This window comes from Telluria sp. ZB4P36 (assembly GCF_059685865.1).
This window is the reverse complement of sequence record NZ_JCASIE010000012.1, coordinates 153,779-179,268: the sequence shown is the minus strand read 5'-3', so window position 1 is coordinate 179,268 and position 25,490 is coordinate 153,779. Positions and strand designations below refer to the sequence as shown.

The following is a 25,490-nucleotide window of genomic DNA, read 5'->3' as shown; positions in this document are numbered from 1 at the left end:
CGACAGCGGCGCCATTCCCGCATCGGCTTTGTTCCGCCAGCGTTGTTCGCCGAATCCTTCAGCGAACAGCCGCAGGCGGCTTAAGACATGCGTGTCCGTTATTGACAGTACACCTCAGACTGCACCATCCTTTTCCCCATAATTCGCCCTTTGCGCACCGCCAACCGACTGAACTATCCGCACATGCAACCATGGATTCGGGTAATGCTGATTCGGTAGCAACTCAAGTGCACCCGGTGAGGTGGCAAGCACGGGCGTTGTTTTTTCGGTAGTTGCCCCAAGTATTTTCGCGAGTCTGGACGCCGCGAAGTTCCCTGCAGGACTGTTGCTCGGGTTTGACGTTTCTGTACCGCAGGCGAGCCGACGGTATGCGACCGGAGCGCCAAGCGCAGGCATCACGCCATGAATCACACCGGCAATTTTGTCTGGGATGTGTTTCGCGCATGCTCTGGCTACCAGTCCGCCCATCGAGTGCGTCACAAGAATAACTTTGGTGCAGCGTCTCTTGGATTTCGTCCACGATTTAATGATCTCGAGAATACGCTTTTCCAGTAGCTCGGCAGATTTATTGCAGTCCACTAGCCAGCAATATCCCACCGCATAGACTGGATAATAATTTTGCGCATGCTTTACGAGATGACTTTCCGTCAGTGGTGAGAAATCGCGCAGCCCCCACCTTTGCGGGTCGCACGCCATCACGTCCTTCCAGTGCTGTTTGACGAACCGCCGTTTCCCCTGCTCGTCGAAGCCGAATGTTTGGTTCAAGCGCGTTTGCAAAGCATATAACAAGGTGCCATACGAGTCGGCGTGTACTTCGCCCCACCCCCGGTCTCGTACCTCGCGCTCAGTCAACACATAGCCATCGTCGGGTTCAGGCAAGACGACTGGTCCGCCGTCATCCACTTCCAGAGTTGCCGGGTCAAAAAGGAGTTGGCGGTCTTTTGCCGTATAGGTGTCCCAAGCTCGTGATACGCGGAGACCCTCAGCCGCGCCATTAGGCGGTCGCCAGACCGGCCCACCGGGACCGACCTTTTTATTCCGTTCATCTTCAATCCGTCCCAACCGCGGATATTTTTTGGCGCGCAAATTTGTTCCCATGATCCCAGGGACGACTATTATCGGCACGACATTGTTTGGTGGAACGAGGCCGAGGCCGCGGATCGTGAAGTCCTCTGAAGACATGAAAGAATCGACTCGCCATCCGCCGTGTGGCAAAGGAACGAGCGGAGGCAAAGGCCTGGTCGGTTCACGCATGACGGTTCCCGACAGCTTAAGTGGTCGACGGAAGCAGTTCGAAATGCACCGGCCCCAACTCCTCACTCTGCATCAGCGCGGTACGGCCTTCTTCGTCGCTGGTGCCTTGAATGGTTCTGCCATCGCTGAGGTGGGCAATATAATTTTGATGTGGAATCGGTTCACGCGTTTGGAGATGGCGCAGGACAACTCGCTCTGTGGCTTTCAGTGGCGTCTTCGCAAACTCGGGGTTGGTCGGAGCCACGCCGCCGGCCGGCCCCCGGGAGATACCGGTCGCGTTAATCACGTGTTTACCGGCGCTCTGCTGCGTGATCGTGTCATTGGCCCATTCCGTCTGCGCGCCCTGCGAGATGATCCGGACCATCGGCGCTTCGATGTGTATCGCCTCCGCCGAAATCAGGCTGATCTTGCCCGAGGATTTGACCTCGACAGCCCCCTGATGGGCCTCCAGCAGGATATTTCCCCTCCCCGCCACGAGTTTCACTCCCAGAGCCTGGGCAAACGCGCTGATCCCGCGCGCCGCGCGCAGGAAGATGTTCCGCCCTGCCGAGGTCCGTGCATCGCCCCCGCTGACCACGTCGAGCTGGCTCTCGGAGCCAAGGGCGACATTGTCCTGGCTGGCCAGCACGATGCCGGCCGGCGCCGTCACGGCCACCATCGGCTCGGCGCCCTTGTCGCCCGGGGCGGTATTGGAACCCTGGTCCCAGCGCCGCAGTTTTTCCGACAGGTCGCCGAGACGCTTCGCGCTCGGCTCGTCGTCCGTGTGCTGTTCCGCCAGCTTGACCACCTCCTCCGCGATGCTCTGCATCAATTCGGCTAGGCCGACCAGCCCGGCGCGCGCCAGATGGCTTCCCTGGGCCGACGGTGCCGCCTCGGCGGTGAGGAGCACCCCGTCCTTGCCGCGGATCGCCACGCTGTGGTCGCTGCGCAGTTCGGCGCCTTCGCCGCGCGGCTCGGCCGTGCCATTGGCTTTCGGATGGGTCAGCCAGCCGAGGTTCAGCTGGGCGGCGCCGTGGTCGCTCGCCAGCTGGGCGCTGATTTCGCCGCGGGTATCGTCGAAGCGCAGCTGGTTGCCGCGTACTCCGCCGATCTCGTGGGTGCGGGTGCCCGACAGGTAGCGGTTGCCGGGCAGCCCGCCGGCCGTGCTCAGCGCCGGCGGCTCGCCGCGCTGGTTGAATACCTGCGACAGGATCACCGGCCGGTCCGGGTCGCCGCCGAGGAAGGCCACCAGGACTTCGCTGCCCACGCGCGGCAGCGACAGGCTGCCGCATTGGCGGCTGGCGCCCGGGCCGCTGCCGGCCCAGTTGGAAGCAACCCGCACCCAGGCCGAATCGGCCGGCGTGTCGGACGCCCCGGCGCCGTGGGCATGCGTGTGGTCGGCGCCGCGCATGCCCGGGAAGCGGATCTTGACCCGTCCCAGCGCGTCGCAATGCACTTCCTCGCCGGGCGGGCCGGTGACGATCGCGCTTTGCAGCTGCGGATGCGGCAGGTCATGGCGCGGATCGAAGGCGGGTACCAGCGGGACTCCGCGCCGCACCGCGTCGAAGCGGATCCGGGTACGCACGCCGTCGCCGCCCACCGGATGCTCGTTCGGCGCCAGCATGGCGTTCTCCGGGCTGTAGGGCCCCATCAGGCGCCGTACCCGTGCCGACAGGTCGGCCGGCAGGTTGTTCTCGGCTTCCAGCCAGACGGCGGTCACGACGAAATCGCGTTCGGCCTCCGGGTGGGTGTCGATTTCGGGATGCCCGCTGAGGGTGAAGTACTCGCCCGCGCACAGGTCGCGCACGCTGCCTTCGCCGTGGAAGCACTTGCTGTCGAATTCGTGCCGGTTCATGCGCACCTGGCCGAGCCGCCAGTGGTCTTCGACGTCGTTGCCGGCATGCGGCATCTCGACCAGGTAGTCGTCCAGCGTGGCCGCCAGGGCGTTGCCGCTGCGGCCCTGGTCGGCCATGCTGCGCGCGCTGGTGCTCATGAACTGCGTGCCGGTGGGATTGCGGTAGTCCCAGCTATGGCGCGTGATGAGGCCCGGCTGCAGGCGCCGGGCGGCGCACCAGGAGACGACCGTGTCGCGTTCTTCGGTCGCGTCGTCGCGGTGGTAGCGCACCGTGCCGGCGGCGCTGCGCGGCAGTGAGGCGGGATCGGAGAACAGCATCAGGGTGTGGACCGGCGTGTCGTCGGGCTCCTGGTCGGTGCTGCCCGCGCGGGCGCGGCCCGGGCGGAAGGTCCAGGCGATGCCGCGGCGCTTGAGCAGGCGGCGCACGAAGGCGGCATCGGACTCGTTGTACTGCATGGTCTGTTCGCGCGGCGGGTAGAGGCGCATGTCGAACAGCGGGTCGAGCTCGTAGTCGAAGGCGCTGGCCATGATGCTGTTCGACTGGCGCCATTCGTCGAACAGGACCTGCACGATCTCGAGTTCGTTCTGGTAGCGGAACACGCGGCTGTTGACGCGCTTTTCCATGACCGCCAGCGCGTCGCGCAGCACCAGCTGGTAGACGGCCAGGCCGCCGTCGTGGTCGCCGGCGCGGGCCTCGGCGACGATGCCGCAGATGCCGCGCAGCTGGCCGCGGTCGGTCACCATTTGCAGTTCGGCCGGCAGGGCGATGAGTTCCTTGAGCGGGAGGCGCGGCGTATCGGCGACGCAGGTAACCACGTATTCGAAGCCGCCACAGACCGACTCGTGACCCTGGACGCGCTGCGGCAGCAGCAGTTCGTCGGCCAGGTGGTCGGCATGCCCCAGCCGCAAGCGGATCGGCCGGTGGGCGGTGGTCAGCGATTTCTCGTGCCGCAGCATCCGCAGGAATTCGCTCGCGCTATCCAAATCACTCTCCCGGGTGTCAGTGCTGCAGTCGCAGCGAAGAGTGCATCTTGGCAGAACGGAACAGCGGGAGCCTTGTCGTGCCTCAGCGCTCCAGACGAACTAATCCCGGTAGCCACGGTCGCGGCAAGCCGCTGCCCAAGCTTTGCTACCTGGTGGCGCAGCGACTGCTACTTTGCTACTTAGCTATTTGTCCAGTGTCTGCCCGGTAGCCGCCAGGCGCGGAATCGCCGCCAGCGTGTTCCGGCGGACGGCGTCCCTCACCTCGTCCACGCCGATGCCGCGCAGTTCGGCCAGGGCCGCACCGATGGCGGGCAGCTGGTCCGGCGTGTTGCGCCCCGGGTGGATCCAGGACGGCGCGATGTCCGGCGAGTCGGTCTCCAGCACGATCGCCGTGAGCGGCAGGTCGGCCGCCAGGCGCCGGATCTGGAGGGCGCGGGTAAAGGTCATGGCGCCGCCGAAGCCGAGGTGGAAACCCAGGTCGATGTAGTTCTGCGCCTGCTGGAAGCTGCCGTTGAAGGCGTGCGCGATGCCTGCCGGGGGACGGATCTGGCGCAGGTGCTTCAGCACCTGGTCCTGGGAGCGGCGCACGTGCATCATGACGGGCAGGCCGAAGTCGCGCGCGATGCGCAGCTGCTCGCGCAGGAAGCGCTCCTGTTTTTCGCGGATTAGCGGTTCGCACAGGAGCGGGATGAAGAAATCGAGCCCGATCTCGCCGACCCCGACGAAGTTGGGGTCGGCCAGCGCCGCCTCCACGGCGCCGCGCAGCACCTCGAGGTCTTCGTCGCGCGCCTGCGGCACGCAGATCGGGTGTATGCCGAGGGCATAGCTGACGTTCGGGGCCCGCGCCGCCAGCCCGGCCACGGTCTCGAAGTTGGCGCGCTCGACCGCCATCGCGACGATCATCGACACGCCCGCCTGCCCGGCCTGCGCCGCCACCGCGAGCGACTCCTCGCCGAATTCATGGGCGTCGAGGTGGCAGTGGGTGTCGATCCACATGCTCAGGGCTCCACCGGCAGCAAGCCGTGCTCGGTGAGCCGGAACACGCGGTCGCAGCGGCGCGCCAGTTCCATGTCGTGGGTGACGATGACGAAGGCCGTGCCGAGGGTGCGCGACAGCTCCAGCATCAGGTCGAAGATCGTCTGGGCGGTGCTGTGGTCGAGGTTACCGGTCGGTTCGTCCGCCAGCACGCAGGCCGGTTCGGTCACCAGGGCGCGCGCCAGCGCCACCCGCTGGCGCTCGCCGCCCGACAGTTCGCCCGGGCGGTGCACCACCCGCTTGCCCAGTCCCACGCGCCCGAGGATCGCTTCGGCCTTCTCCAGGGCCGCCTCGCGCTTCTCGCGCCGGATCATCAGCGGCATCATGACGTTGTCGAGCGCAGAGAATTCCGGCAGCAGGTGGTGGAACTGGTAGACGAAGCCGAGCGAAGAATTGCGCAGTTCGCCGCGGCGGGTCTCGGACAGGGTCGCGAAATCCTCGCCCAGCAGGGTGACGGAGCCGGTCGACGGCGTATCGAGCCCGCCGAGCAGGTGCAGCAGCGTCGACTTGCCGGAGCCTGAGGCGCCGACGATGGCGACCCGTTCGCCGCGGTAGATGGCGAAGTCGATCGCGTCCAGGACCTTGACCGTGTAGTCGCCCTGTTTGAAGGTCTTGCCCAGGCCGCGGCAGGCCAGCACCGGGGCGGCAGAATGGTTCGTTGGGTTATTCATAACGCAGCGCCTCCGCAGGTTTCACGCGCGACGCAGACCAGCTCGGGTACAGGGTCGCAGCAAACGCCAGCAGCACGGATACGCCGCCGATCTTGAAAACGTCCGGCCAGCGCATGTCGGACGGGACCGCGCTGATCAGGTAGATATCTTTCGACAAGAACTGCACTCCCAATACACTTTCGATAAACGGAACGATGACGTCGATGTTCAGGGCCACCAGCACGCCCCCACCCACGCCCAGGATGGTGCCGAGGATGCCGACCAGGGCGCCCTGCACCATGAAGATCTTCATGATCGAGCGCGGCGAGGCGCCCAGGGTGCGCAGGATGGCGATGTCGGCCTGCTTGTCGGTCACCGTCATCACCAGGGTCGACACCAGGTTGAAGGCGGCCACCGCGATGATCAGGGTGAGGATGATGAACATCATCTTCTTTTCGGTCTGTACGGCGGCGAACCAGTTGGCGTTGAGCTTGGACCAGTCGCGCATCTCCAGGCTGCCCGGCATCGACTGCTTCAGTTCGGCCGCCACCAGCGGGGCCTGGTGCATGTCGGCGATGCGCAGGCGCAGGCCCATCGGCGCAGGCAGGCGCTCCATGCGCTGGGCATCCTCGACGTGGATGAAGGACAGCGCGGCGTCGAAGTCCATGTGGCCGGCCTCGAAGATCCCGGACACGGTGAAGCTGCGGCTGCGCGGCAGCAGGCCGGCCGGGGTGACCTGCCCCTGCGCCAGCAGCATGGTGACCTTGTCGCCGATGCCGACATTGAGCGAGCGCGCCAGCGCATAACCCAGCACGATGTTGAAGGAGCCCGGCTGGAGCGACGCGAGGCTGCCCTGGCGAATCTGCTTCGCGATGTCGGAGACCTTCGGCTCCTCGGCAGGCAGCACGCCGCGGATCACCGAGGGCCGCATCACGCCTTGCCCCTCGAGCAGGCCCTGGGTTTCCACGAAGGGCGCGGCTGCCCGCACCGCCGGGTTCTTCAGGGCTTCCTGCCCGGCGGCGCGCCAGTCGGGCATGCTGCCGGATTGATCGAACACCTCGATGTGGGCCAGCACCGACAGCATGCGGTCGGTAACGTCCTTCTGGAAGCCGTTCATCACCGACAGGACGATGATCAGGGCGGCCACGCCCAGCGCGATGCCGGCGACGGAGATCAGGGAGATGAAGGAAATGAAGCTGTTGCGGCCACTGCGCTTGCCGGCACGCGTGTAGCGCAGGCCGACCAGCCATTCATATGGCAAATTCTGGGTAAGTCTCATGGTCTCCGTCGTTGTCGAGTCGATTCATTCATAGCGCAGCGCCTCGGCCGGCTTCACGCGCGAAGCCGACCAGCTCGGGTACAGCGTCGCCACGAAGGCCAGCAGCACGGCCACGCCGCCGATCCAGCCGACGTCGGCCCGGCGCAGCTGGGACGGGATCTCGCTGATCAGGTAGACCTCCTGCGACAGGAACTGCACCTTGAAGCTGCGCTCGATGAAGGGCACGATGACGTCGATGTTGAGCGCCACCGCCACGCCGGCAATCACGCCGAGCAGGGCCCCGAGCACCCCGACCAGGGTGCCCTGCACCATGAAGATGGTCATGATCGAGCGCGGCGAGGCGCCCAGGGTGCGCAGGATGGCGATGTCGGACTGCTTGTCGCGCACCGTCATCACCAGGGTCGAGACCAGGTTGAAGGCCGCCACCGCCACGATCATGGTGAGGATGATGAACATCATGCGCTTCTGCGATTCCACGGCCGCGAACCAGATCGCGTTGACCTTCGACCAGTCGCGGATGAACAGCTCGCCCGACATGCTGCGCTGCAGCTCGGCCGCCACCCGCGGCGCCCCCTGCATATCGGCCAGGCGCAGCCGGATGCCGGCCGGTGCGGCGACGCCGGCCAGCCCCTGGGCATCCTCGATGTTAGCGAAGGCGAGCGAGGAGTCGAATTCGAAATGGCCGGCCTCGAAGATGCCGGCCACGGTCAGCGGCCGGGTGCGCGGCAGCGTGCCGCCTGCGGCCGCGCCCTTGCCGGGCGCCGGGACGGACGCCATCAGCAGGGTCAGGCGGTCGCCTACCTTGACGTCGAGCGACCTGGCCAGCGCGCGCCCGATGACGACATTGAAGGAGCCCGGCTGCAGCGCCTCGAAGCGTCCTTCGCGCAGGTGTTTGGCCACATCCGACACCCTGGGTTCCTGGGCCGGATCGATACCGCGCAGCAGGACCGGCTTCATGACGCCGTCGCTGAGCAGCATGGCCTGGGTTTCGGCGAAGGGCGCGGCGGCGCGCACTTCCGGGTTGCGCAGCGCTTCCTGGACGGCCGTGCGCCAGCCCGGCATCTCGCCGCGCACGTCGAACACCTCCACGTGCGCGAGCACCGACAGCATGCGCGCGGTCACCTCCTTCTGGAAGCCGTTCATCACCGACAGCACCACGATCAGCGCGGCCACGCCGAGCGCGATGCCGGCCACCGAGGCCATCGAAATGAAGGAAATGAAGCTGTTGCGCCCGCTGCGCTTGCCGGCCCGGGTGTAGCGCAGGCCGACCTGCCATTCGTAGGGCAGCTTGTGGGTGATACTCATGAAATCGGTAAATGTGCGTTATTGGTTTGCCAACCCGACAGTTTGCCAGACATCGGCGTTTCATGGCGCAAAAGAAAGCAAGGCGCGTGCGGCCGACCGTTCGCTCCAGCCGTATTTGCCCTAAAATAGCGGTATGTCGCACATTACGCTCGTCCTGCCCCACCTGCTCCCGCTCCCCGAATTCGCGCCCGACCTGATCCGCGCCCTGCAGGCCCCGGCGCTGGCTTCCCTGCTCACCCGCACCAGCGCCTACGAACGCAGCGCGGCCACCGATACCGCGCGCGCCCTGCCGCACGAGCAATGGCTGGCCCGGACGCTCGGACTGGCACCGGACGGCCGGCCGGCCTTTGCCGCGGCCGCCATGCTCGGCTTCGGGCACGACCCGGCCGACGGCACCTGGTACATCGTCAACCCGGCCCACATCCAGATCGCGCGCAGCCACTCCATGATGGCCGATCCGCGCCAGCTGGGCTTAAGCGAAGATGAAGGCCGCGCCCTGTACGAGGCGGCCCGCCCCCTGTGTGAAGAGATCGGCCATGCGCTGCTGTACGGCGATGCCCAGACCTGGTTCCTGCGCGCCGACGGCTGGACCGGCATCGACGCCGCCACCCCGGACGCGGTGGCCGGCATGGACCTGAGCGACTTCGTCCCGCGCGGCAAGGAGGCCCTGCCGCTGCGCAGGCTGCAGAACGAAATGCAGATGCTGTGGCACACCCATCCGGTGAACGCCGCGCGCGAAGCGCGCCGCCTGCCGGCCGTGAACTCGTTCTGGTTGTGGGGCGGCGCGGCTGATGCGCCGCGCCCGCCCGGCCAGTTGAGCAGCATCGGCGTGCCGGGCTGGATCCGCGGCCTGTCGAGCCGAGCGCTGGGGTCGCTCGACGAGTTGGACGGCGCGCTGGCCCAGGACGGTACGCTCGTGGTCGGCTACCTGGCCGAAGCCGCCATTGCGGCCGACTGGGGCACCTGGATACAGCAAGTCCAGCAGCTGGAAGAGCAACTGTTCGCGCCCCTGCATGCGGCGCTCGTGCTGGGCCGCATCAAGAAGCTGCGCCTGGTGCTGAGCAGCCGCGAAGCCCTTGCCGAATTCACCACGACCGCCATGGCGCAGCGCGCATTCTGGCGCCGGCCGACACTGGAACGACTGACTTGAGTACCCCAACCCGTATTACCACCCGCCCCTGCCCCTTCCGCACCTCCGAGATGCTGCGCCAGGGCGGGGTTCACCCGGTACTCGCGCGCATCTACGCGGCGCGCGGACTGCTGGATGTGCGCGAGCTGTCGAGCGAACTGGCGGCCCTGGTGCCGCCCGGCGCCCTGCGCCACATCGATGCGGCAGCCGTGTTCCTGGCCGACGCCATCGCCGCCAACAAGCGCATGACCATCGTCGCCGACTACGACTGCGACGGCGCCACCGCCTGCGCCACCGCCCTGCGCGGCCTGCGCATGATGGGCGCGAACGTCGACTACATCGTGCCGAACCGCTTCGAGTACGGCTATGGTCTGACGCCCGAGATCGTCGAACTGACCGCGCGCGAAAAGTCGCCGGACATCATCATCACCGTCGACAACGGCATCGCCAGCATCGACGGCGTGCTGGAGGCCAACCGGCGCGGCATCGAAGTGGTGGTCACCGACCACCACCTGCCGGGCGATGCGCTGCCGCCGGCACGCGTGATCGTCAACCCGAACCAGCCCGAGTGCGGCTTCCCCAGCAAGCACCTGGCCGGCGTCGGCGTGGTGTTCTACGTGCTGCTGGCGCTGCGCGCCGAGCTGCGCAAGCGCGGCGTGTTCGACGCCCAGACCCAGCCCAAGCTGGACAGCCTGCTCGACCTGGTGGCGCTGGGCACGGTGGCCGACGTGGTGCGCCTGGACGCCAACAACCGCATCCTGGTCGCCCAGGGCATCAAGCGCATGCGCGCGGGCCGCATGCATGCCGGCGTGGCCGCCCTGTTCCGGGTGGCCGGCCGCGAAGCGCGCTGCGCCTCGCCGTTCGACCTCGGCTTCGCCCTGGGGCCGCGCCTGAACGCCGCCGGCCGGCTGGAAGACATGGCGCTCGGGATCGAGTGCCTGGTGACCGACGACGTCGGGCGCGCCTGGGCGATCGCCCAGCAGCTCAACGAGATCAACCTGAAGCGCCGCGAGATCGAGGCCGAGATGCAGGACACCGCCCTGCTGCACCTGGACAGCTTCGAGCCCTCGGGCGCCAGCACGATCAGCGTGTTCGACGCAGGCTGGCACCAGGGCGTGATCGGCATCGTCGCCTCGCGCCTGAAAGAAAAATTCTACCGGCCGACGATCACCTTCGCGCCGGGCAGCGAAGGCTGGATCAAGGGCTCGGGCCGCTCGATCCCCGGCTTCCACCTGCGCGACGCCCTCGACCTGGTGTCGAAGCGGGTGCCGGGCCTGATCGACAAGTTCGGCGGGCACGCGATGGCCGCCGGCCTGACCATCCGCGCCGAGCACTTCGACAGCTTCCAGCAGGCCTTCGAGGCGGTCGGTCAGGCCTGGCTGACCGAGGCCCAGCTGGAACGCATCATCGAGACCGACGGCCCGCTCGAGGACGAGTTCTACTCGACCCAGTTCATCGAGCAGATGGATGGGCAGGTCTGGGGCCAGGGATTCGCGCCGCCGGTGTTCTGCGACGAGTTCCGCGTGGTCAGCCAGCGCATCCTGAAGGAGCGCCACCTCAAGCTGCTGCTGGAGAAGAACGGCCGGCGCTACGATGCGATCTGGTTCGGGCATACCGACAGCCTGCCGGAGCGGGCGCGCGTGGCGTTCAGGCTGGATGCCAACGAGTACAACGGCGTGACCAAGGTGCAGCTGCTGGTGGAGCACGCCGAAGCGGCCTAATTACTTCTTGGATGGCGGCGGCCCGAAATCCGAGCCGCGGTCGAACACCACTTCCCACTGCCCCGGCGCCTTCAGGCGCCAGATCGAATTGAAGCGGCCGATCCGCTGGCCGGCCGCGTTGTAGATCGGCCCGCCGCTGTAGGCCAGCGTCCCCGAATCCACCACCTCGACCTCTTCCGGCTCCCACGAGAACGGCGGCTGCGGCTTGTCGTAGAACTGGCGCCAGCCCCTGGCGATCGCGCCCTTGCCGCGCAACGGTCCTTCCGCGCCGAAGAAAATCGCTTCGTCCGCGATGAAGCGCTTGAAACCCTCGAAATCGCGCGCCTTCATGGTGGCGGCGAAAGCGCGCTCCGCTTCCATCACCTGTTTCTTCAGGTCATTGTTGGAATCGCGCGCATTGCCGGCCGTAGCCAGCATCAGACATGCAACAAGAAGAGAAAGCGAACGCAGACGCATCAGTGTATCCTCCCGAACCTTTTCTGTATGGAAAGGTTGACGATTCTGTCACGGGTGCGCGCCGCTTACAACCGGTAGTTGCAATGCATCCGAAATCGGAGTATAACAACTCCAATTACGGAGATTCCTATGAGCTTAGCCTACGCCTACCCCAAGAGCCGCTTCGAACCGGCGGTGCTGGTCGACCTGAATTCGCGGGCCGAGCGCGAGCGCCTGTCGCGTTCGGCGCTGATCGGTTTCTTCAAGCTGGCGGCAGCCTGGGGCGTCCGTGACGACGACGCGCGCGAGCTGCTCGGCGGCCTGTCCTCGTCGTCGTATTACGACTGGAAGAAAAACCCCGACCGGGTGCTCGAAGTCGACCGCATCACGCGCGTGTCCTACCTGCTCGGCATCTACAAGGCCCTGCACATCCTGTACGGCGACAAGCTCGCCGACGAATGGGTCCACCTCCCCAATACCAATCCGGTGTTCGCCGGCCGTACGCCGCTGGCCTATATGCTGGCGGGCGGCCTGATCGCCATGCAAACGGTGCGCAAGCTGCTGGACGCCCGCCGCGGAGGCCTCTGATCTTGCCGCCGCTGCACAAACTCACCCAGCTGCGCCAGTACGACACCTGCCGCCTGATTCCCTCCCGTTTTGCCGATGCCGAAGATTCCGTGCTGGCGCCGCTGGCCGACAGCGACGCGACCCTGGCGGACCTGTTCGACCTCGACAACGCGACCAATGAACGCCTGCGCGGCGAGTCCGGCCTGCTGCCGGGGATCGGGATGGACGAACTGGTGTTCGGCGTGCCGAACTTCCGCATCATCAATGCGGCCTTCACCTATGCGCGCCCGGAAGGCAGCCGCTTCAACGACGGCGAGCGCGGCGCCTGGTACTGCGCCTTCGCGGCCGAGACGGCGCTCGCCGAAGTCATCTTCCACAAGACGGTCGAGTACTCCGAGATCGATCGTTTCGACGACAGCGTCAGCTACCAGATGCTGCTGGCCGATTTCAGCGCCGGTTTCCACGACCTGCGCGGCGTCGACGCGTACAGGAGCTGCCTGGATCCGGACAGCTACATCGCCTCGCAGGCGCTGGCCGCCGAGCTGCTCGAAGCCGACTCGATGGGCATCATCTATCCGAGCGTGCGCGACCCGAACGGCACCTGCCTCGCCTGCTTCCGCCCCGCACTGGTGGGCAATGTACGCAAGGCGCAGACCTATCGGTTAACATGGGCGGGTTCGCCGCAACCGGCGGTCGAGATCACCTAGATTTTTTAAGCGTATGAAGACGAATCCCGAAAAAGACACCGAACTGCACGACAAGATCAACCGCGAAACCGGCCGCGTCAAATGGCGCGAACTGGAACGCCACTTCGCCAGCGGGTCGGTGATCTACGTGAGCGAGGAACTGGACCTGATCGACGTCGCACTGCGCGTGGCGCACGACGACAAAGCGAGCATCCTGAAGTGGATGACGGCGGGTACCGTGGCCAAGGTCAGCGACCTGCAGGCCCAGACCTGGACGGCGGCCGATGCGACGCTGTGGGCGTCGGTGGTGAGTCCGTTCGTGCTGGTGCAGCCGGAAAAGAAGTCCTTGCACTGAGCGGGCCGGCGCGCGCTCAGCGCTTGCCCTCGGCCCGATGCGTCAACGCATGCGCCGCCCGCCGCATATACTGGGCCGCCTTCTCCGGATCCTTCTCCATCATCCCCAGCTGCTGCCAGGCCTCCGGATAATCCAGCTGGGTCGCTTCAATCAGCCAGCGCCGCGCCTCCGCCTCGTCCTTCGGCACGCCATCTCCTTCGAGCAGCATATTCGCCAGCAGGAACATCGCCTCCGGCATGCCGCGCGCCGCCGCCACGCCCAGCCAGTGGGCGGCGAGCGCCGGCTTGCCGCCGTCGCGGTAGGCCATCCCGCGCCGCAGGGCGATGTCGCCCTCGTCGCCATGCTGGGCCAGCGCAGGCTGGAGCAGCATCAGGGCGGCCAGCGCCGCAACAAATAAGCGCTTCATTTCGACAGGTCGATCGCGTACAAGGCCATGCCCTTGCCGCGCCCATCGTCGGCGGCGATCTGGCTGACATTGTGCAGCCCGGCCGCATGGGCGAGTTCCGCCATGCCCGGCGCCGACGAGAACACCACCGGCCCGGCGGTCTTTACTGGAGCGAAGCGCCAGCTGCGCGCGGACGCGTTGGCCGCACGGGTCAACTCCTTCGCCGCTCGCACGTAGGCGATCATGACGTCGCGGTTGTTGTCAGGCGACGCGATCACGGTCTTGCTGCCGTCCAGTCCCGGGAAGTGGCCGCCGCCGCTGGCACGGTAGTTATTGGTCGCGACCAGGAATTCCTGCCCCAAGGCCACCGGCTTGCCGCGCCAGGACAGCTTGTGGATACGCTCGCCCGGGGCGCGCGTCACGTCGATCTCGTAGGACACCTCCGGCGAGGTGACGGTATCGAAGTTATAGCTCGGCACCGCCAGGTTGACCAGCACCTGCGGCTCGGCCCTGCCCGGGTCGATGGTATGGAAGCGCTGCGCCGCCTTCTCCAGCCAGGCCTTGAACTGGGCGCCGTTCACCTTCACGGCGTACAGGGCGTTCGGGTAGAGGTACAGGTCGGCCGCGTTGTTCAGCGCCAGGTCGCCCGCCTTGACGTCGGTGTAGTCGGCAGGCCCGGCGGTGCCGCTCTTGAAGGGCGCGGTCACCGACAGCACCGGCAGGTCCTTGTATTGCGGCAGGTTGGCGGCGACGTACTTCTGCACGTACTCGGTCTGCGCCTGGTTGATCACCTGCAGGGCCGAGATCTCGCCCACGTCGGCAAAATAGCTCGACATGCGGAAGTCGGTCCGGCCGACCGGCGTCTTTACATACCGGATGGTCGCTTCATGCTCTTCCCGCACCAGGGCCATGACGGCCGGATCAGCCTCGACGTAGGTCTTATTGCCAGTCTGCGCGGCGCGTGCCTCGACCCGGGTCTTGTCCTGCTCGACCCGCCAGCGCTTGCCGTCGTGCTTCAGGTGCAGGCCGATCACCCCGAGGTGCTTGCCCCACAGGTTTGCCATCACGGTCGGCACGCCATGCACCAGGCCTTTGGCCTTGTCCACGCCCGGCAGGTTGAACTGGGCCACGGTGCTGTCGGCGGCCGGGAACAGCTGGTGCGAATGCCCCAGCAGCATGGCGTCGATGCCCGGCACTTGCGCCAGGTACCAGTTGGCGTTTTCCATGGCCGGCGTGTAGGGGCTGTCATCGAGGCCGCCGTGCGAGATCGCGACGACCAGGTCGGCGCCCTTCCTGCGCATCTCGGGAACGTATTTCTGCGCCGCCTCGCGCACGCCGCTGGTGTAGACGCGGCCCGCGAGCCAGCGCTTGTCCCATTCCATGATGGTCGGCGGCGCGAAGCCGATGATCCCGACCCGCACCGTGGCCTTGACCGGCCTGCCCTTCGCATCCAGCGCATCGAGCTGCTTGTCGATGATGGCGTAGGGGTTGAACAGCGGCTTCATGGTCTTCACGCTGTAGACGTTGGCCAGCACTGTCGGGAAGGCCGGGCCGGCGCAGCGCTTCGGCTGGTCGACGCCGGCGACCTGGAAGCGGCTGCCGGTCACCTGGTTCAGGAATGCGAGGCCGTAGTTGAATTCGTGGTTGCCGATGCCCGCGCCGTCGTACTTCAGCGCATTCATGATCTTGTAGATGCCCAGGGTCTGGTCGCAGCGCAGAGGATTGACCTGGGCCTGGTAATCGGCCAGCGCGGTGCCCTGGATGGTGTCGCCGTTGTCGAGCAGGAAGGTGTTCGGGAATTCCTTGCGCGCCTGGTGGATCAGCGTGGCGGTACGGTCGAGCCCATGCGAGGCTTCGGGCGCCAGCTTGTAGTAGTCGTAGCCGACCAGGTTGGCGTGCAGGTCGGTGGTCTCCAGCACCGCCAGCGTGGCCGTGGTGCCGGCGGCCGGCTTGGCGGCAAGCGCCGGCACGCTGAGGAGCACGGGGGCGAAGGCGATGCAGATTTGATAACGCAAGGTGGTGGCCATGGCATGTCGGTTGAACAGAACCGGGCGATGATATGCCAGCACTATGCTACGGAGCAAGCAACGGCGAGCGTAGCAGCCGGTCTTGCTGCGTCCTGGGGTATAATCGAAGGTTCGATTCAACCTATTCAAGAGATTGCCCGAGACCATGGAAGCTGAACGCATCAATGCCATTTCCGCCCTGCTGAACGACCTGACCAGCCGTGAAGCCGAACTTCGGAGGTATCTTTGACTTCGATCGCAAGTCAGAGAAACTAGAACAGGTCAACCAGGAACTGGAAGACCCGACCGTCTGGAACGACCAGAAGCGCGCCCAGGACCTGGGCAAGGAAAAGAAAGCGCTGGAAGCCGTCGTGCTGACGCTCGAGAAAGCGAAGGCCGACCTGGCCGACGCCACCGACCTGTTCGAAATGGCAAAGGAAGAAGGCGACCACGATACCCTGGAATCGATCGGCGGCGACGCCGAGGCGATCCAGAAGATCATCGAGTCGATGGAATTCCGCCGCATGTTCAGCAATCCGATGGACCATGCGAACTGCTTCATCGACATCCAGGCCGGCGCCGGCGGCACCGAAGCCCAGGACTGGGCTTCCATGCTGCTGCGCCAGTACCTGCGCTATTGCGAACGCAAGGGTTTCAAGGCCGAGATCCTGGAACAGTCCGAGGGTGAAGTCGCGGGCATCAAGACCGCCACCATCAAGGTCGACGGCGAGTACGCCTACGGCCACCTGCGCACCGAGACCGGCGTCCACCGCCTGGTGCGCAAGTCGCCGTTCGACTCGGCCAACGGCCGCCACACCTCGTTCACTTCGCTGTTCGTGTATCCGGAGGTGGACGATTCGATCGAGATCGAGATCAATCCGGCCGACGTGCGCATCGACACCTACCGCGCATCCGGCGCGGGTGGCCAGCACATCAACAAGACCGACTCCGCGGTGCGCCTGACGCACGGCCCGTCGGGTATCGTGGTGCAGTGCCAGAACGACCGCTCGCAGCACCGCAACAAGGCCGAGGCATGGGACATGCTGCGCGCCAAGCTGTACGAACTCGAGCTGCGTAACCGCATGAGCGAGCAGCAGAAGCTCGAAGATTCCAAGACCGACGTCGGCTGGGGCCACCAGATCCGCTCCTACGTGCTGGACCAGTCGCGCATCAAGGACTTGCGTACCGGCTTTGAAACCGGCAACACCAAGAACGTGCTGGACGGCGACCTGGACGATTTCATTTCCGCTTCGCTGAAGCAGGGCGTGTAAATGACGACGGCACCACGCGCCTTCCTGTTCGACATGGACGGCACCATCGTCGACAACATGGCCTTCCACACGGACTCGTGGCTGGCATTCTTCGCGCGCCGCGGCCAGGCCCTCGACGCGGACGCCTTCTTCCGCGCGACGGCCGGCCGCCAGGGCGGCGAGATCATCCGCAGCTACCTGGGCGAGCACCTGTCGGCTGAGGAAGTCGCGGCGCTCAACCACGAAAAGGAATCGGTCTACCGCGAGCTGTACGCGCCCCACCTGAAGGCGGTCGACGGCTTCGATGGCTTGATCGCACAGGCGCAGGCGAACGGCGTGAAGCTGGCCGTCGGCACCGCCGCGCCGCCGGCCAACGTCGACTTCACGCTCGACGGCCTCGGCCTGCGCCGCCGCTTCGATGCCATCGTCGGCGCGACCGACGTGGCGCGTGGCAAGCCGCATCCGGACGTGTTCCTGAAGGCGGCCGAACTGTGCGGCGTGGCGCCCGAGAACTGCATCGTGTTCGAAGACGCGCCGCTGGGCGTGGAAGCGGCGCGCCGCGCAGGCATGTCCTGCATCGTCCTGACAACCACCCTGCCCGCTGCCGCGTTTACCGGGTTCGACAACGTCATCGCCATCGTGCGCGACTTCTCCGAACTGAAGGCCGAACTCCTGTTCGCCTAAACACCCAATAAGAACTGCCTATCCCATCATGACTACGGAAAACCAAGACCAGTCGCCCGTCGTGGCGCTCGACGAGAACAAGATCATGGCCGAGCGCCGCGCCAAGCTGGCCGCGCTGCGCCAGCACGGCAACGCCTTCCCGAACGACTTCGTCCCGCAGGACAAGGCGGCCGACCTGGTCGAGACCTACAGCGGCAAGACCCGCGAAGAGCTGGAAGCCGAGCCGGTGAACGTGGTGATGGCCGGCCGCATGATGCTGCGCCGCGAAGCCGGCAAGAAGGCGGCCTTCGCCACCCTGCAGGACAGCTCGGGCCCGGCGGCTTCGGGCCGCATCCAGATCTACGTCACGCTCGACAGCGCCGGCATCGATGCCATGGACGCCCTGCGCACGTATGACTTGGGCGACATCCTGGGCATCGAAGGCACGCTGTTCAAGACCAAGGTCGACGAGCTGACCGTCAAGGTCACCAAGCTGCGCCTGATCGCCAAGGCCCTGCGCCCGCTGCCGGACAAGTTCCACGGCCTGGCCGACCAGGAGACCAAGTACCGCCAGCGCTACGTCGACCTGATCATGAACGAAGAGACGCGCCGCACCTTCAAGGCGCGTACCGCCGCGATGTCGTCGATGCGCCGCTTCATGGAAAAGAACGGCTTCATGGAAGTCGAGACCCCGATGCTGCACCCGATCCCGGGTGGCGCCGCGGCCAAGCCCTTCGTCACCCACCACAACGCGCTCGACATGGAAATGTACCTGCGCATCGCGCCTGAGCTCTACCTGAAGCGGCTGGTGGTGGGCGGCTTCGACCGCGTGTTCGAAGTCAATCGCAACTTCCGTAATGAGGGCGTGTCGGTCCGTCACAACCCGGAATTCACGATGATGGAATTCTATGCGGCCTACACCGACTACAAGTGGATCATGAACTTCACCGAAGAGGTGATCCGCCAGGCCGCGATCGACGCCCACGGCAGCGCTGTCTTGACCTACGGCGGCCGCGAGCTGGACCTGTCCAAGCCCTTCCAGCGCCTGACCATCGTCGAAGCGATCGACAAGTACGCGCCGGGCTATACGCCTGAGCAGCTGAACTCGATGGACTTCCTGAAGCAGGAACTGCTGAAGTTCGGCGTCAAGCCTTTCGCCACCGCCGGCCTGGGCGCGCTGCAGCTGGCGCTGTTCGAAGAAACCGCCGAAGCCCTGCTGTGGGAACCGACCTTCATCATCGACTATCCGGTCGAAGTGTCGCCGCTGGCACGCGCCTCGGACACCCGCGAAGGCATCACCGAGCGCTTCGAGCTGTTCATGGTGGGCCGCGAGATCGCCAACGGCTTCTCGGAGCTGAACGATCCGGAAGACCAGGCCGCGCGCTTCCTGTCCCAGGTGGCAGCGAAGGATGCCGGCGACGATGAAGCGATGTTCTACGACGCCGACTACATCCGCGCGCTGGAATACGGCATGCCGCCGGCTGGCGGCTGCGGCATCGGCATCGACCGCCTGATGATGCTGATCACCGACTCGCCGAACATCCGCGACGTGCTGCTGTTCCCGCACCTGCGCAAGGAAGACTGAGCTTTCGTGCTCGAGTAGAAAAGGGCGGCCCGCGCAAGCAGGGCCGCCCTTTTTTCTGGATGAACGCTTACTGCACGATGGTGTAGCAAGGCGTGTAGGCCTTGCCCGGCAACTTCATGCGGCTCTGCTCCACGAAGGATGCCAGCAGCGCATCCATCGGCTCCATGATTGCGCTCTCGCCCTGGATCTCGTACTTGCCGTACTGCTCGATCGCGCGGATGCCCTCTTCCTTCACGTTCCCCGCAACGATCCCGGAAAACGCCCGGCGCAGATTCGCCGCAAGCATGTGCGAATCCTGGGCCCGGTGCAGCTTCAGGTTGCGCATGTTCTCGTGGGTCGGACGGAAAGGCTTCTGGAATTCCGGATCGATCTTGAGGCGCCAGTTGAAGTAATACGCGTCGCTGTGGGTCTTGCGGAATTCGCGCACCGCCTTGATGCCGGCATACATTTCGCGGGCCACCGCATCCGGATCGTCGATGATGATCTTGTAGCGCTTCTGCGCCGCCTCGCCCAGCGTGAGGCCTATGAACTGGTCGATCTGGTCGAAATAGGCGCGCGCCGTGGCCGGGCCCGTGAAGATCAGCGGGAAAGGCATTTCGGCGTTTTCCGGATGCAGCAGGATGCCGAGGATGTACAGGATCTCCTCGGCCGTGCCGGCACCGCCCGGGAATACGATGATGCCGTGGCCGGTACGCACGAAGGCTTCGAGGCGCTTTTCGATGTCCGGCATGATTACCAGGTCGTTGACGATCGGGTTCGGCGATTCGGCCGCGATAATGCCGGGTTCGGAAATGCCGAGATAGCGTCCGCCGGAAATGCGCTGCTTGGAATGGCCGATCGCGGCGCCTTTCATCGGGCCTTTCATCGCACCCGGACCGCAGCCGGTGCAGATATCCAGATCGCGCAGGCCAAGGGCATAGCCGACTTCCTTCGTATAGTTGTATTCGATCCGGTTGATCGAATGGCCGCCCCAGCAGACCACCAGGTTCGGATTGCGCTGCGGCTGCAGCACATTGGCGTTGCGCAGGATATGGAACACCGCGTCCGTAATACCGTCCGGACGGTTCAGGTCGAATTTGGGATTCGAGGTGATTTCGAAATGCACGTACACGATATCGCGCAGCACGGCGAACAGGTGCTCGTGGATACCGCGGATCATCTTGCCGTCGACGAAGGCGATCGCGGGGGCGCCGCGGATATCGAGCTTGATGCCGCGCTCGCGTTGCAGGATGCTGATCTCGAAGCTGCGGTAGCGCTCCATCAGCTCCTTGCCATCGTCGATCGAGCTGCCGCAATTGAGCACGGCCAGTGCGCATTTGCGGAAAATATCGTACAAGCCGGCTTTGCTGGTGTCGAGCAGTTTCGTGACTTCGGCTTTCGACAGGACTTCCAGGCGGCCTTCCGGAGAAATCAGGATATCGAGTACTTCACTTGTCATGGTTTGTGTTCCCTTTCACTCTGTAATACGGTTTGGCCTGACTGCCAATATACGCCAAAGTGCAACATTTTGCGCCCCGATTGGGCGCATTCCATGATGCGTTGCGCACCGTCCGCGGGCGTCAATACCACATCCAGAAAAAGTTCGCTTGCGATGAGCGATTTACACTAAAATGCGTGCCTATTGGAATTTCCGGGACACGGATTTTCCAGATAAAAAACGTTCGACTCAGATAAACATTTTCGGGAGGAACCGCATGAGCGGTGCAGCTACTTCAGCCAAGGGACCTATCCCAGAGTTCAAGCAGATCATGGGCCATCCAGCGCCACTGTGGATGCTCTTCATGACCGAGTTCTGGGAGCGCTTCGCGTTCTACGGCATTCGTTGGGCCCTGGTGCTCTATATCGTCGCCCAGTTCTATGGCGGTGACGCCGTCGGCCAGGCCGACGCCAACCTGACCTACGGTTCCTACCTCGCACTGGTGTATGCCGGTGCGGTCCTCGGCGGCTACGTGGCCGACCGCGTCATCGGTTACCAGCGCTCGATCCTGGTCGGCGCCGTTTTCATGGCGGCCGGCCTGTTCATGATCACCCTGCCGGACCCGGACATCTTCAAACTCGGCCTGGCCACGATCATCGTCGGCAACGGCATGTTCAAGCCGAACATCTCGGCCATGGTCGGCCAGTTGTACTCGATCGACGACACCCGCCGCGATTCCGGCTTCACCATCTTCTACATGGGCATCAACGCCGGCGCCTTCTTCGCGCCGATCGTGACCGGTGAGCTGGCCGAACGCCTCAGCGATGGCGCCATCCCGGCCTACAAGGCCGTGTTCTTCGCGGCCGGCATCGGCATGCTGCTGGCACTGGTGTGGTTCTACGTCGGCCGCAAGCAGCTCAAGGGCATCGGCGCCCCGGTCGGCGAACTGGCCAGCCCGAAGCGCCTGATCGGCGTGATCATCGGCTCCCTGGTCGTGATCCCGGTCGTCTACTTCCTGCTGCGCGCAGGCGCCGCCAACCTGCAGATCGTGCTGTCGATCATGTTCGTGATCCTGGCGCTGATGCTGATCGTCGAAGGCGTCCGCGAAGGCAAGGTATCGCGCGACAAGACCATCGCGATGATGATCATCTTCTTCTTCAACATCCTGTTCTGGTGCTTCTTCGAACAGGCCGGCAGCTCGTTCACCTTCCTGGCCGACCAGATCGTCAACCGCAACATCTTTGGCTGGGACATGCCGGTGGCGTACTTCCAGTCGGTGAACTCGGTGGCGATCATCCTGTTCGCGCCGATCATCGCCATGATCTGGGTCGCGATGGGCAAGCGCAACGTCAACCCGTCGATCCCGCGCAAGTTCGGCCTCGGCATCATCTTCAACGGCCTGGCCTTCGGCCTGCTGATGTACGCGCTGTCGCAGCTGCTGGACCCGGTCGGCCAGATCCCGGCCTGGACCCTGCTGGCCGTGTACACCATCCAGTCGATCGGTGAGCTGTGCCTGTCGCCGATCGGCCTGTCGATGGTCACCAAGCTGGCCCCGACCCGCCTGGTGGGCCTGGGCATGGGCGGCTGGTTCCTGTCGACCGGCATTGGCAACAACCTGTCGGGCATCTTCGCTTCGCACGTTTCGGGCGAAACCGGCATGTCGGTGGCCTCGGCGCTGGACGGCTATACCTCGGGCTTCTGGATCCTGCTGGGCGGCGGCGTGCTGCTGTTCCTGCTGGCCCCGCTCATCCAGAAACTGATGCACGGCGTGAAGTAAGCAGTTTTTCGCTTCGAATAAAAACGGCAGCCCACGCGGGCTGCCGTTTTTCATGGGGCCGGCGTTTCAGCGCCGGTCCAGCGTCGATTCCATCTCGCGCATCTCGGCCACCATCCAGTCCCGGAAACGCTGCACCTTGAGCATGTGCTCCTTGTGCGGATTGACCAGGAAGCGGTAGCCGCTCTCGAAGCGCGCGCTGCGGCAGGGGATCTGGCGTAGCGCGCCCGACTTGATGTCCTCGAAGGCGATCCCGTAGGGTACCAGGGCCACGCCCTGCCCGGCCACGGCGGCCTGCACCAGCACACCCCAGTGCGTGTACACGCGTGAGAAATCGTACTTGCCCTTGAGCGCGCGGTTCTCGTTCAGCAGCTGCAGCCAGGCTTCCGGCGACTGCACCACCAGCAGGTTATGCTGCGGCAGGTCGGCCAGGCTCAGGGCTTCCTGGCCGGGCGCCAGCAGCTCGGGGCTGTAGACCGGCACCAGGCGCTCGCGGAACAGCACCGCCGGGTCGCCTTCGCTCACCGGGCCATAGCGCACCGCCACGTCGGTGCTGTCGGCCTGCAGGTCCACCGGCGCGTCGTTGGAGTCGATGCGGATGTCGAGTTCCGGATAGAGCTTGGTGAAGCGGTGCATGCGCGGCACCAGCCACTTGATCGCGAACGAGTGCGTGGTCGAGATCCGCAGCACCGCCTCTTCGTCGCCACGCTGCAGCGCAGCGACCTTGGCGCGCAGGTCGGCCAGCATGCGTCCGGTGGCGATCGCCAGCTCCTCGCCCTTCTCGGTCAGGGAGATGTGGCGCGGATGCCGCACGAACAGCGGAAAGCCGACGTTCTCCTCGAGCTGTTTCACTTGCAGGCTGACCGCCGCCGGTGTCTTGTGCAGCTCGCGCGCGGCCAGCTTGAAACTGCCCCAGCGCGCGGCGCAGTCGAAGTCGATCAGGCCCGACAAACTGCGTAAGGGCTTCATGCCGTCTCCTTGCATAAGTTTTTCTTATTCAACGCCTGCACTTTTTCTCGGTTGAAGGTTTTTGCTGCTTTGCAGAAAATATACTCGATCCTACAAGGGAAAGTCATGCAAAAGAATAGTTTGGTGATCGGCGGGACCCGTTATTTCGGCAAGCTCCTCGTCCAGCGCCTGCTGCGCGCAGGCCACCGCGTGACCATTGCCACCCGGGGCTACGCACCCGATCCTTTCGGCGAGCGGATTTCCCGCATCCGCGTCGACCGCCGCAACGAACACGCGATGCGCAACGCTTTCCGCGACTGCCGCTTCGATGTCGTCTTCGACCAGATGTGCTACTCGCCGCTGGATGCCGCCATTTCGGTGCGCGTCTTCGCCGGCAAGGTCGGCCGCTATGTCATGACCTCGACCATCGACGCCTACCGCGACCTGGCGCCGCGCGACACCGCCTTGCGCGAGGCCGACCTGCCGGTGCTGGCCCAGCGCATCGATACGGCCTATCCCTGGCACGACCCGGCGCGCGCCATCGAGAGCTACGTCGCCGGCAAGGTGCAGGCCGAGGCCTACCTGGAACGCGACGGCAGCCTGCCGTTGGCGACCGTGCGCCTGGCCCACGTGCTGGGCGGCCCGGAAGACTTCACCGGGCGCCTGGCCCATTACGTCGACCTGGTGCGCCTGCGCGGCACCCTGCGCTACACCAACGCGGCGGCCAAGGTCTCGTTCATGGAAGCCCAGGAAGCGGCGGATTTCCTGCTGTGGACCGGCATGCAGGACTTCCGCGGCGCGGTGAACGCCGCTTCCGACGGCGCGTTGTCGGCGTTCGAGCTGCATGCCTGCGTGGCCAGGGTGCTCGACGAAACGCCACGCGCCGTGAAGGTGGCCGCGGAAGCCCCGGGCCTGCTCTCCCCCTTCGATTTCGCCACGCCTCTGGCGCTCGACACCTCGCGTGCCAAGGCGCTTGGCTACCGTTTCGGCCATACGGCCGAATGGCTGGAAGACGCCATCCGGCATCACGACCTGGCGCACGTCTGAGCCGCCGGTCGGCTCCTTAAGGCGTGCCCGGACCGTATTCCCAGGTCCAGGGCATGCCCGACTCCCCCATCAGGCGCTGCACGATGCCGGGAAACAGCGCCTCCGCCCGTACGTCGTTCGACAGCAGGACGACGCAGCGGCGCTTCCGCTCCAGGCACACCAGCATATTCCCCGTCGTGTCGTTGTGCCCACCCTTGAAGAAGCCCGCGCCCTGTGGGCCGGAAAAGCTGATGACCCCCAGGCCGGCGGCAAGCGTGGGATGTCGGCGTTCCGGCGGCGCGTCCGGCTGCAAGCTGGGAAACTGCGTCGCGGTCGCGATGGGCAGGTGGGGACGCAGCATCTCCGCGCGCGATGCCGGAGCGAGGCCTTCGCCACGCATGAAGGCGGCCGCGAACAGCGCCATGTCCTTGATCGTCGTGTCCATGGACCCGGCGGCACGCACCCGGCTGCGTTCGTCGTGGGGTTCCGGCTTGCCCTGGGCATCCCAGCCATCGGCCAGGTTGGCGGCGAAATCGGGCCGCCACATCATGCTGGTGTTGCGCATGCCGAAGCGGTCGAAGATCCGCCGCTGCATCTCGTCGCCCAGGCGCAGCCCCAGTCCACGCTCGAGGACGAACTGCAGCAGGATCAGCCCTTCGCCCGAATAGGCATAGCGCGCGCCCGGATCGAAATGAAAGCGCAGCCGTTTATCCGGTTCGACGAAGGCGAAATTGGCGAAGCCCGAGGAATGGGTGAGCAGGATCCGCGGCGTCAGCCGCCGCCAGCGCTCGTCGCCCGCCAGATGGCTCCAGGGACCGTAGGCGGATTCGTCGGGATAATCCGGGAGCGGATGCGACAAATACTGCGCAATCGACCGGTCGAGGTCGAGCTTGCGCTCTTCCGCCAGCTGCAGCACCGTGTAGGCGAACAGCATCTTGGTCAGCGAAGCGCCGTACATGACGGTATCGGTCGTGAGCGGCTGCCGGGCGGCGTTGCGCACGCCCCAGCTGGCCGTGAAGGCGACTGTTCCCTCATCGATGAATGCCAGGGCCAGGCCTTGCACCTGGGCCCTGGCCATCGCTTCACGCACATGGCGGTCGATCGACGGCGGCGCCGTCATCCGTTCGGCGCTCCAGGCCGGGACATGGAAAAGCAGACTGCAGGCGGTGATGACGGTGGCGAGGCGCATGCTCGTTCTCCCG

General features: G+C 65.4%; 22 protein-coding genes. 10 read left to right on the top strand and 12 right to left on the bottom strand.

Annotated elements, in window-relative coordinates:
- Positions 1–114 precede the first annotated feature (114 nt).
- The 6 genes from AC56LK_RS16620 to AC56LK_RS16595 form a co-directional block, all read right to left on the bottom strand.
- Entirely contained in the window at positions 115–1,254 is a 1,140-nt protein-coding gene (locus tag AC56LK_RS16620; RefSeq protein WP_497185599.1) for an esterase/lipase family protein, read from the bottom strand.
- 16 nt (positions 1,255–1,270) lie between these two features.
- Positions 1,271–4,072 (bottom strand): type VI secretion system Vgr family protein, encoded by a 2,802-nt coding sequence (locus AC56LK_RS16615; protein ID WP_497185598.1) that lies wholly within the window; start codon positions 4,070–4,072, stop codon positions 1,271–1,273.
- A 183-nt stretch (positions 4,073–4,255) separates the two neighbouring features.
- The gene (locus tag AC56LK_RS16610; protein ID WP_497185597.1) at positions 4,256–5,068 is read right to left on the bottom strand and encodes a TatD family hydrolase; all 813 of its coding nucleotides are present in this window, start codon (positions 5,066–5,068) and stop codon (positions 4,256–4,258) included.
- 2 nt (positions 5,069–5,070) lie between these two features.
- Entirely contained in the window at positions 5,071–5,778 is a 708-nt protein-coding gene (gene lolD, locus AC56LK_RS16605) for a lipoprotein-releasing ABC transporter ATP-binding protein LolD (protein ID WP_497185596.1), read from the bottom strand.
- Positions 5,771–7,036 carry a lipoprotein-releasing ABC transporter permease subunit gene (locus tag AC56LK_RS16600; protein WP_497185595.1) on the bottom strand — a complete coding sequence of 422 codons (1,266 nt, stop codon included), beginning with the start codon at positions 7,034–7,036 and terminating at the stop codon, positions 5,771–5,773. The genes lolD and AC56LK_RS16600 overlap by 8 nt, the downstream gene beginning before the upstream one ends.
- 24 nt (positions 7,037–7,060) lie before the next feature.
- Positions 7,061–8,341, bottom strand: coding sequence for a lipoprotein-releasing ABC transporter permease subunit (locus AC56LK_RS16595; RefSeq protein ID WP_497185594.1), 1,281 nt, complete (start codon positions 8,339–8,341; stop codon positions 7,061–7,063).
- Positions 8,342–8,474: 133 nt separating this feature from the next.
- Here AC56LK_RS16595 and AC56LK_RS16590 point away from each other — a divergent pair, with 133 nt between their 5' ends.
- Together AC56LK_RS16590 and recJ are read left to right on the top strand one after the other, a co-directional pair.
- Positions 8,475–9,491, top strand: coding sequence for a hypothetical protein (locus AC56LK_RS16590; protein ID WP_497185593.1), 1,017 nt, complete (start codon positions 8,475–8,477; stop codon positions 9,489–9,491).
- A 50-nt stretch (positions 9,492–9,541) separates the two neighbouring features.
- Positions 9,542–11,191, top strand: a complete 1,650-nt coding sequence (gene recJ, locus AC56LK_RS16585; RefSeq protein WP_497185604.1) for a single-stranded-DNA-specific exonuclease RecJ — start codon at positions 9,542–9,544, stop codon at positions 11,189–11,191.
- Here recJ and AC56LK_RS16580 read toward each other — a convergent pair whose 3' ends face one another.
- On the bottom strand, positions 11,192–11,608 hold the full coding sequence (locus AC56LK_RS16580) for a YybH family protein (RefSeq protein WP_497185592.1): 417 nt from the start codon (positions 11,606–11,608) through the stop codon (positions 11,192–11,194).
- A 168-nt stretch (positions 11,609–11,776) separates the two neighbouring features.
- On the opposite strand from AC56LK_RS16580, the gene AC56LK_RS16575 reads away from it, so the two are divergent.
- From AC56LK_RS16575 to AC56LK_RS16565, 3 genes are read left to right on the top strand one after another with little or no spacing between them, the layout of a single operon-like run.
- On the top strand, positions 11,777–12,214 hold the full coding sequence (locus AC56LK_RS16575; RefSeq protein ID WP_497185591.1) for an antitoxin Xre/MbcA/ParS toxin-binding domain-containing protein: 438 nt from the start codon (positions 11,777–11,779) through the stop codon (positions 12,212–12,214).
- A 2-nt stretch (positions 12,215–12,216) separates the two neighbouring features.
- Entirely contained in the window at positions 12,217–12,900 is a 684-nt protein-coding gene (locus tag AC56LK_RS16570; RefSeq protein WP_497185590.1) for an RES family NAD+ phosphorylase, read from the top strand.
- 13 nt (positions 12,901–12,913) lie between these two features.
- A complete protein-coding gene (locus AC56LK_RS16565; protein ID WP_497185589.1) occupies positions 12,914–13,234 on the top strand; it encodes a DUF2288 domain-containing protein in 321 nt (106 codons plus the stop codon).
- A gap of 16 nt (positions 13,235–13,250) precedes the next feature.
- Here the strand turns inward: AC56LK_RS16565 and AC56LK_RS16560 are convergent, their stop codons facing one another.
- Complete coding sequence (locus tag AC56LK_RS16560; protein WP_497185588.1) at positions 13,251–13,640, bottom strand: tetratricopeptide repeat protein; 390 nt, start codon at positions 13,638–13,640, stop codon at positions 13,251–13,253.
- On the bottom strand, positions 13,637–15,646 hold the full coding sequence (locus tag AC56LK_RS16555) for a bifunctional 2',3'-cyclic-nucleotide 2'-phosphodiesterase/3'-nucleotidase (protein ID WP_497185587.1): 2,010 nt from the start codon (positions 15,644–15,646) through the stop codon (positions 13,637–13,639). The genes AC56LK_RS16560 and AC56LK_RS16555 overlap by 4 nt, the downstream gene beginning before the upstream one ends.
- Before the next feature lie 145 nt (positions 15,647–15,791).
- On the opposite strand from AC56LK_RS16555, the gene prfB reads away from it, so the two are divergent.
- From prfB to lysS, 3 genes are all read left to right on the top strand, one after another.
- A protein-coding gene (prfB, locus tag AC56LK_RS16550) for a peptide chain release factor 2 (protein ID WP_436106212.1) occupies positions 15,792–16,896 on the top strand; the annotation gives its coding sequence in 2 pieces (ribosomal slippage) (positions 15,792–15,872 and positions 15,874–16,896; 1,104 coding nt in all).
- Positions 16,897–17,559 carry an HAD family hydrolase gene (locus AC56LK_RS16545; RefSeq protein ID WP_497185586.1) on the top strand — a complete coding sequence of 221 codons (663 nt, stop codon included), beginning with the start codon at positions 16,897–16,899 and terminating at the stop codon, positions 17,557–17,559. It begins immediately after the preceding gene.
- Between the two features lie 28 nt (positions 17,560–17,587).
- Positions 17,588–19,123: a lysine--tRNA ligase gene (lysS, locus tag AC56LK_RS16540; protein WP_497185585.1), complete on the top strand. Its 1,536-nt coding sequence runs from the start codon at positions 17,588–17,590 to the stop codon at positions 19,121–19,123.
- Between the two features lie 67 nt (positions 19,124–19,190).
- Here lysS and ppnN read toward each other — a convergent pair whose 3' ends face one another.
- The gene (gene ppnN, locus AC56LK_RS16535) at positions 19,191–20,561 is read right to left on the bottom strand and encodes a nucleotide 5'-monophosphate nucleosidase PpnN (protein WP_497185584.1); all 1,371 of its coding nucleotides are present in this window, start codon (positions 20,559–20,561) and stop codon (positions 19,191–19,193) included.
- Positions 20,562–20,817: 256 nt separating this feature from the next.
- Here ppnN and AC56LK_RS16530 point away from each other — a divergent pair, with 256 nt between their 5' ends.
- A complete protein-coding gene (locus tag AC56LK_RS16530; RefSeq protein ID WP_497185583.1) occupies positions 20,818–22,317 on the top strand; it encodes a peptide MFS transporter in 1,500 nt (499 codons plus the stop codon).
- A gap of 66 nt (positions 22,318–22,383) precedes the next feature.
- Here AC56LK_RS16530 and AC56LK_RS16525 read toward each other — a convergent pair whose 3' ends face one another.
- The gene (locus AC56LK_RS16525) at positions 22,384–23,283 is read right to left on the bottom strand and encodes a LysR substrate-binding domain-containing protein (protein ID WP_497185582.1); all 900 of its coding nucleotides are present in this window, start codon (positions 23,281–23,283) and stop codon (positions 22,384–22,386) included.
- A 105-nt stretch (positions 23,284–23,388) separates the two neighbouring features.
- On the opposite strand from AC56LK_RS16525, the gene AC56LK_RS16520 reads away from it, so the two are divergent.
- Positions 23,389–24,309, top strand: coding sequence for an NAD-dependent epimerase/dehydratase family protein (locus AC56LK_RS16520; RefSeq protein ID WP_497185581.1), 921 nt, complete (start codon positions 23,389–23,391; stop codon positions 24,307–24,309).
- A gap of 16 nt (positions 24,310–24,325) precedes the next feature.
- Here the strand turns inward: AC56LK_RS16520 and AC56LK_RS16515 are convergent, their stop codons facing one another.
- Positions 24,326–25,477, bottom strand: a complete 1,152-nt coding sequence (locus AC56LK_RS16515) for a serine hydrolase domain-containing protein (protein ID WP_497185580.1) — start codon at positions 25,475–25,477, stop codon at positions 24,326–24,328.
- Positions 25,478–25,490 lie beyond the last annotated feature (13 nt).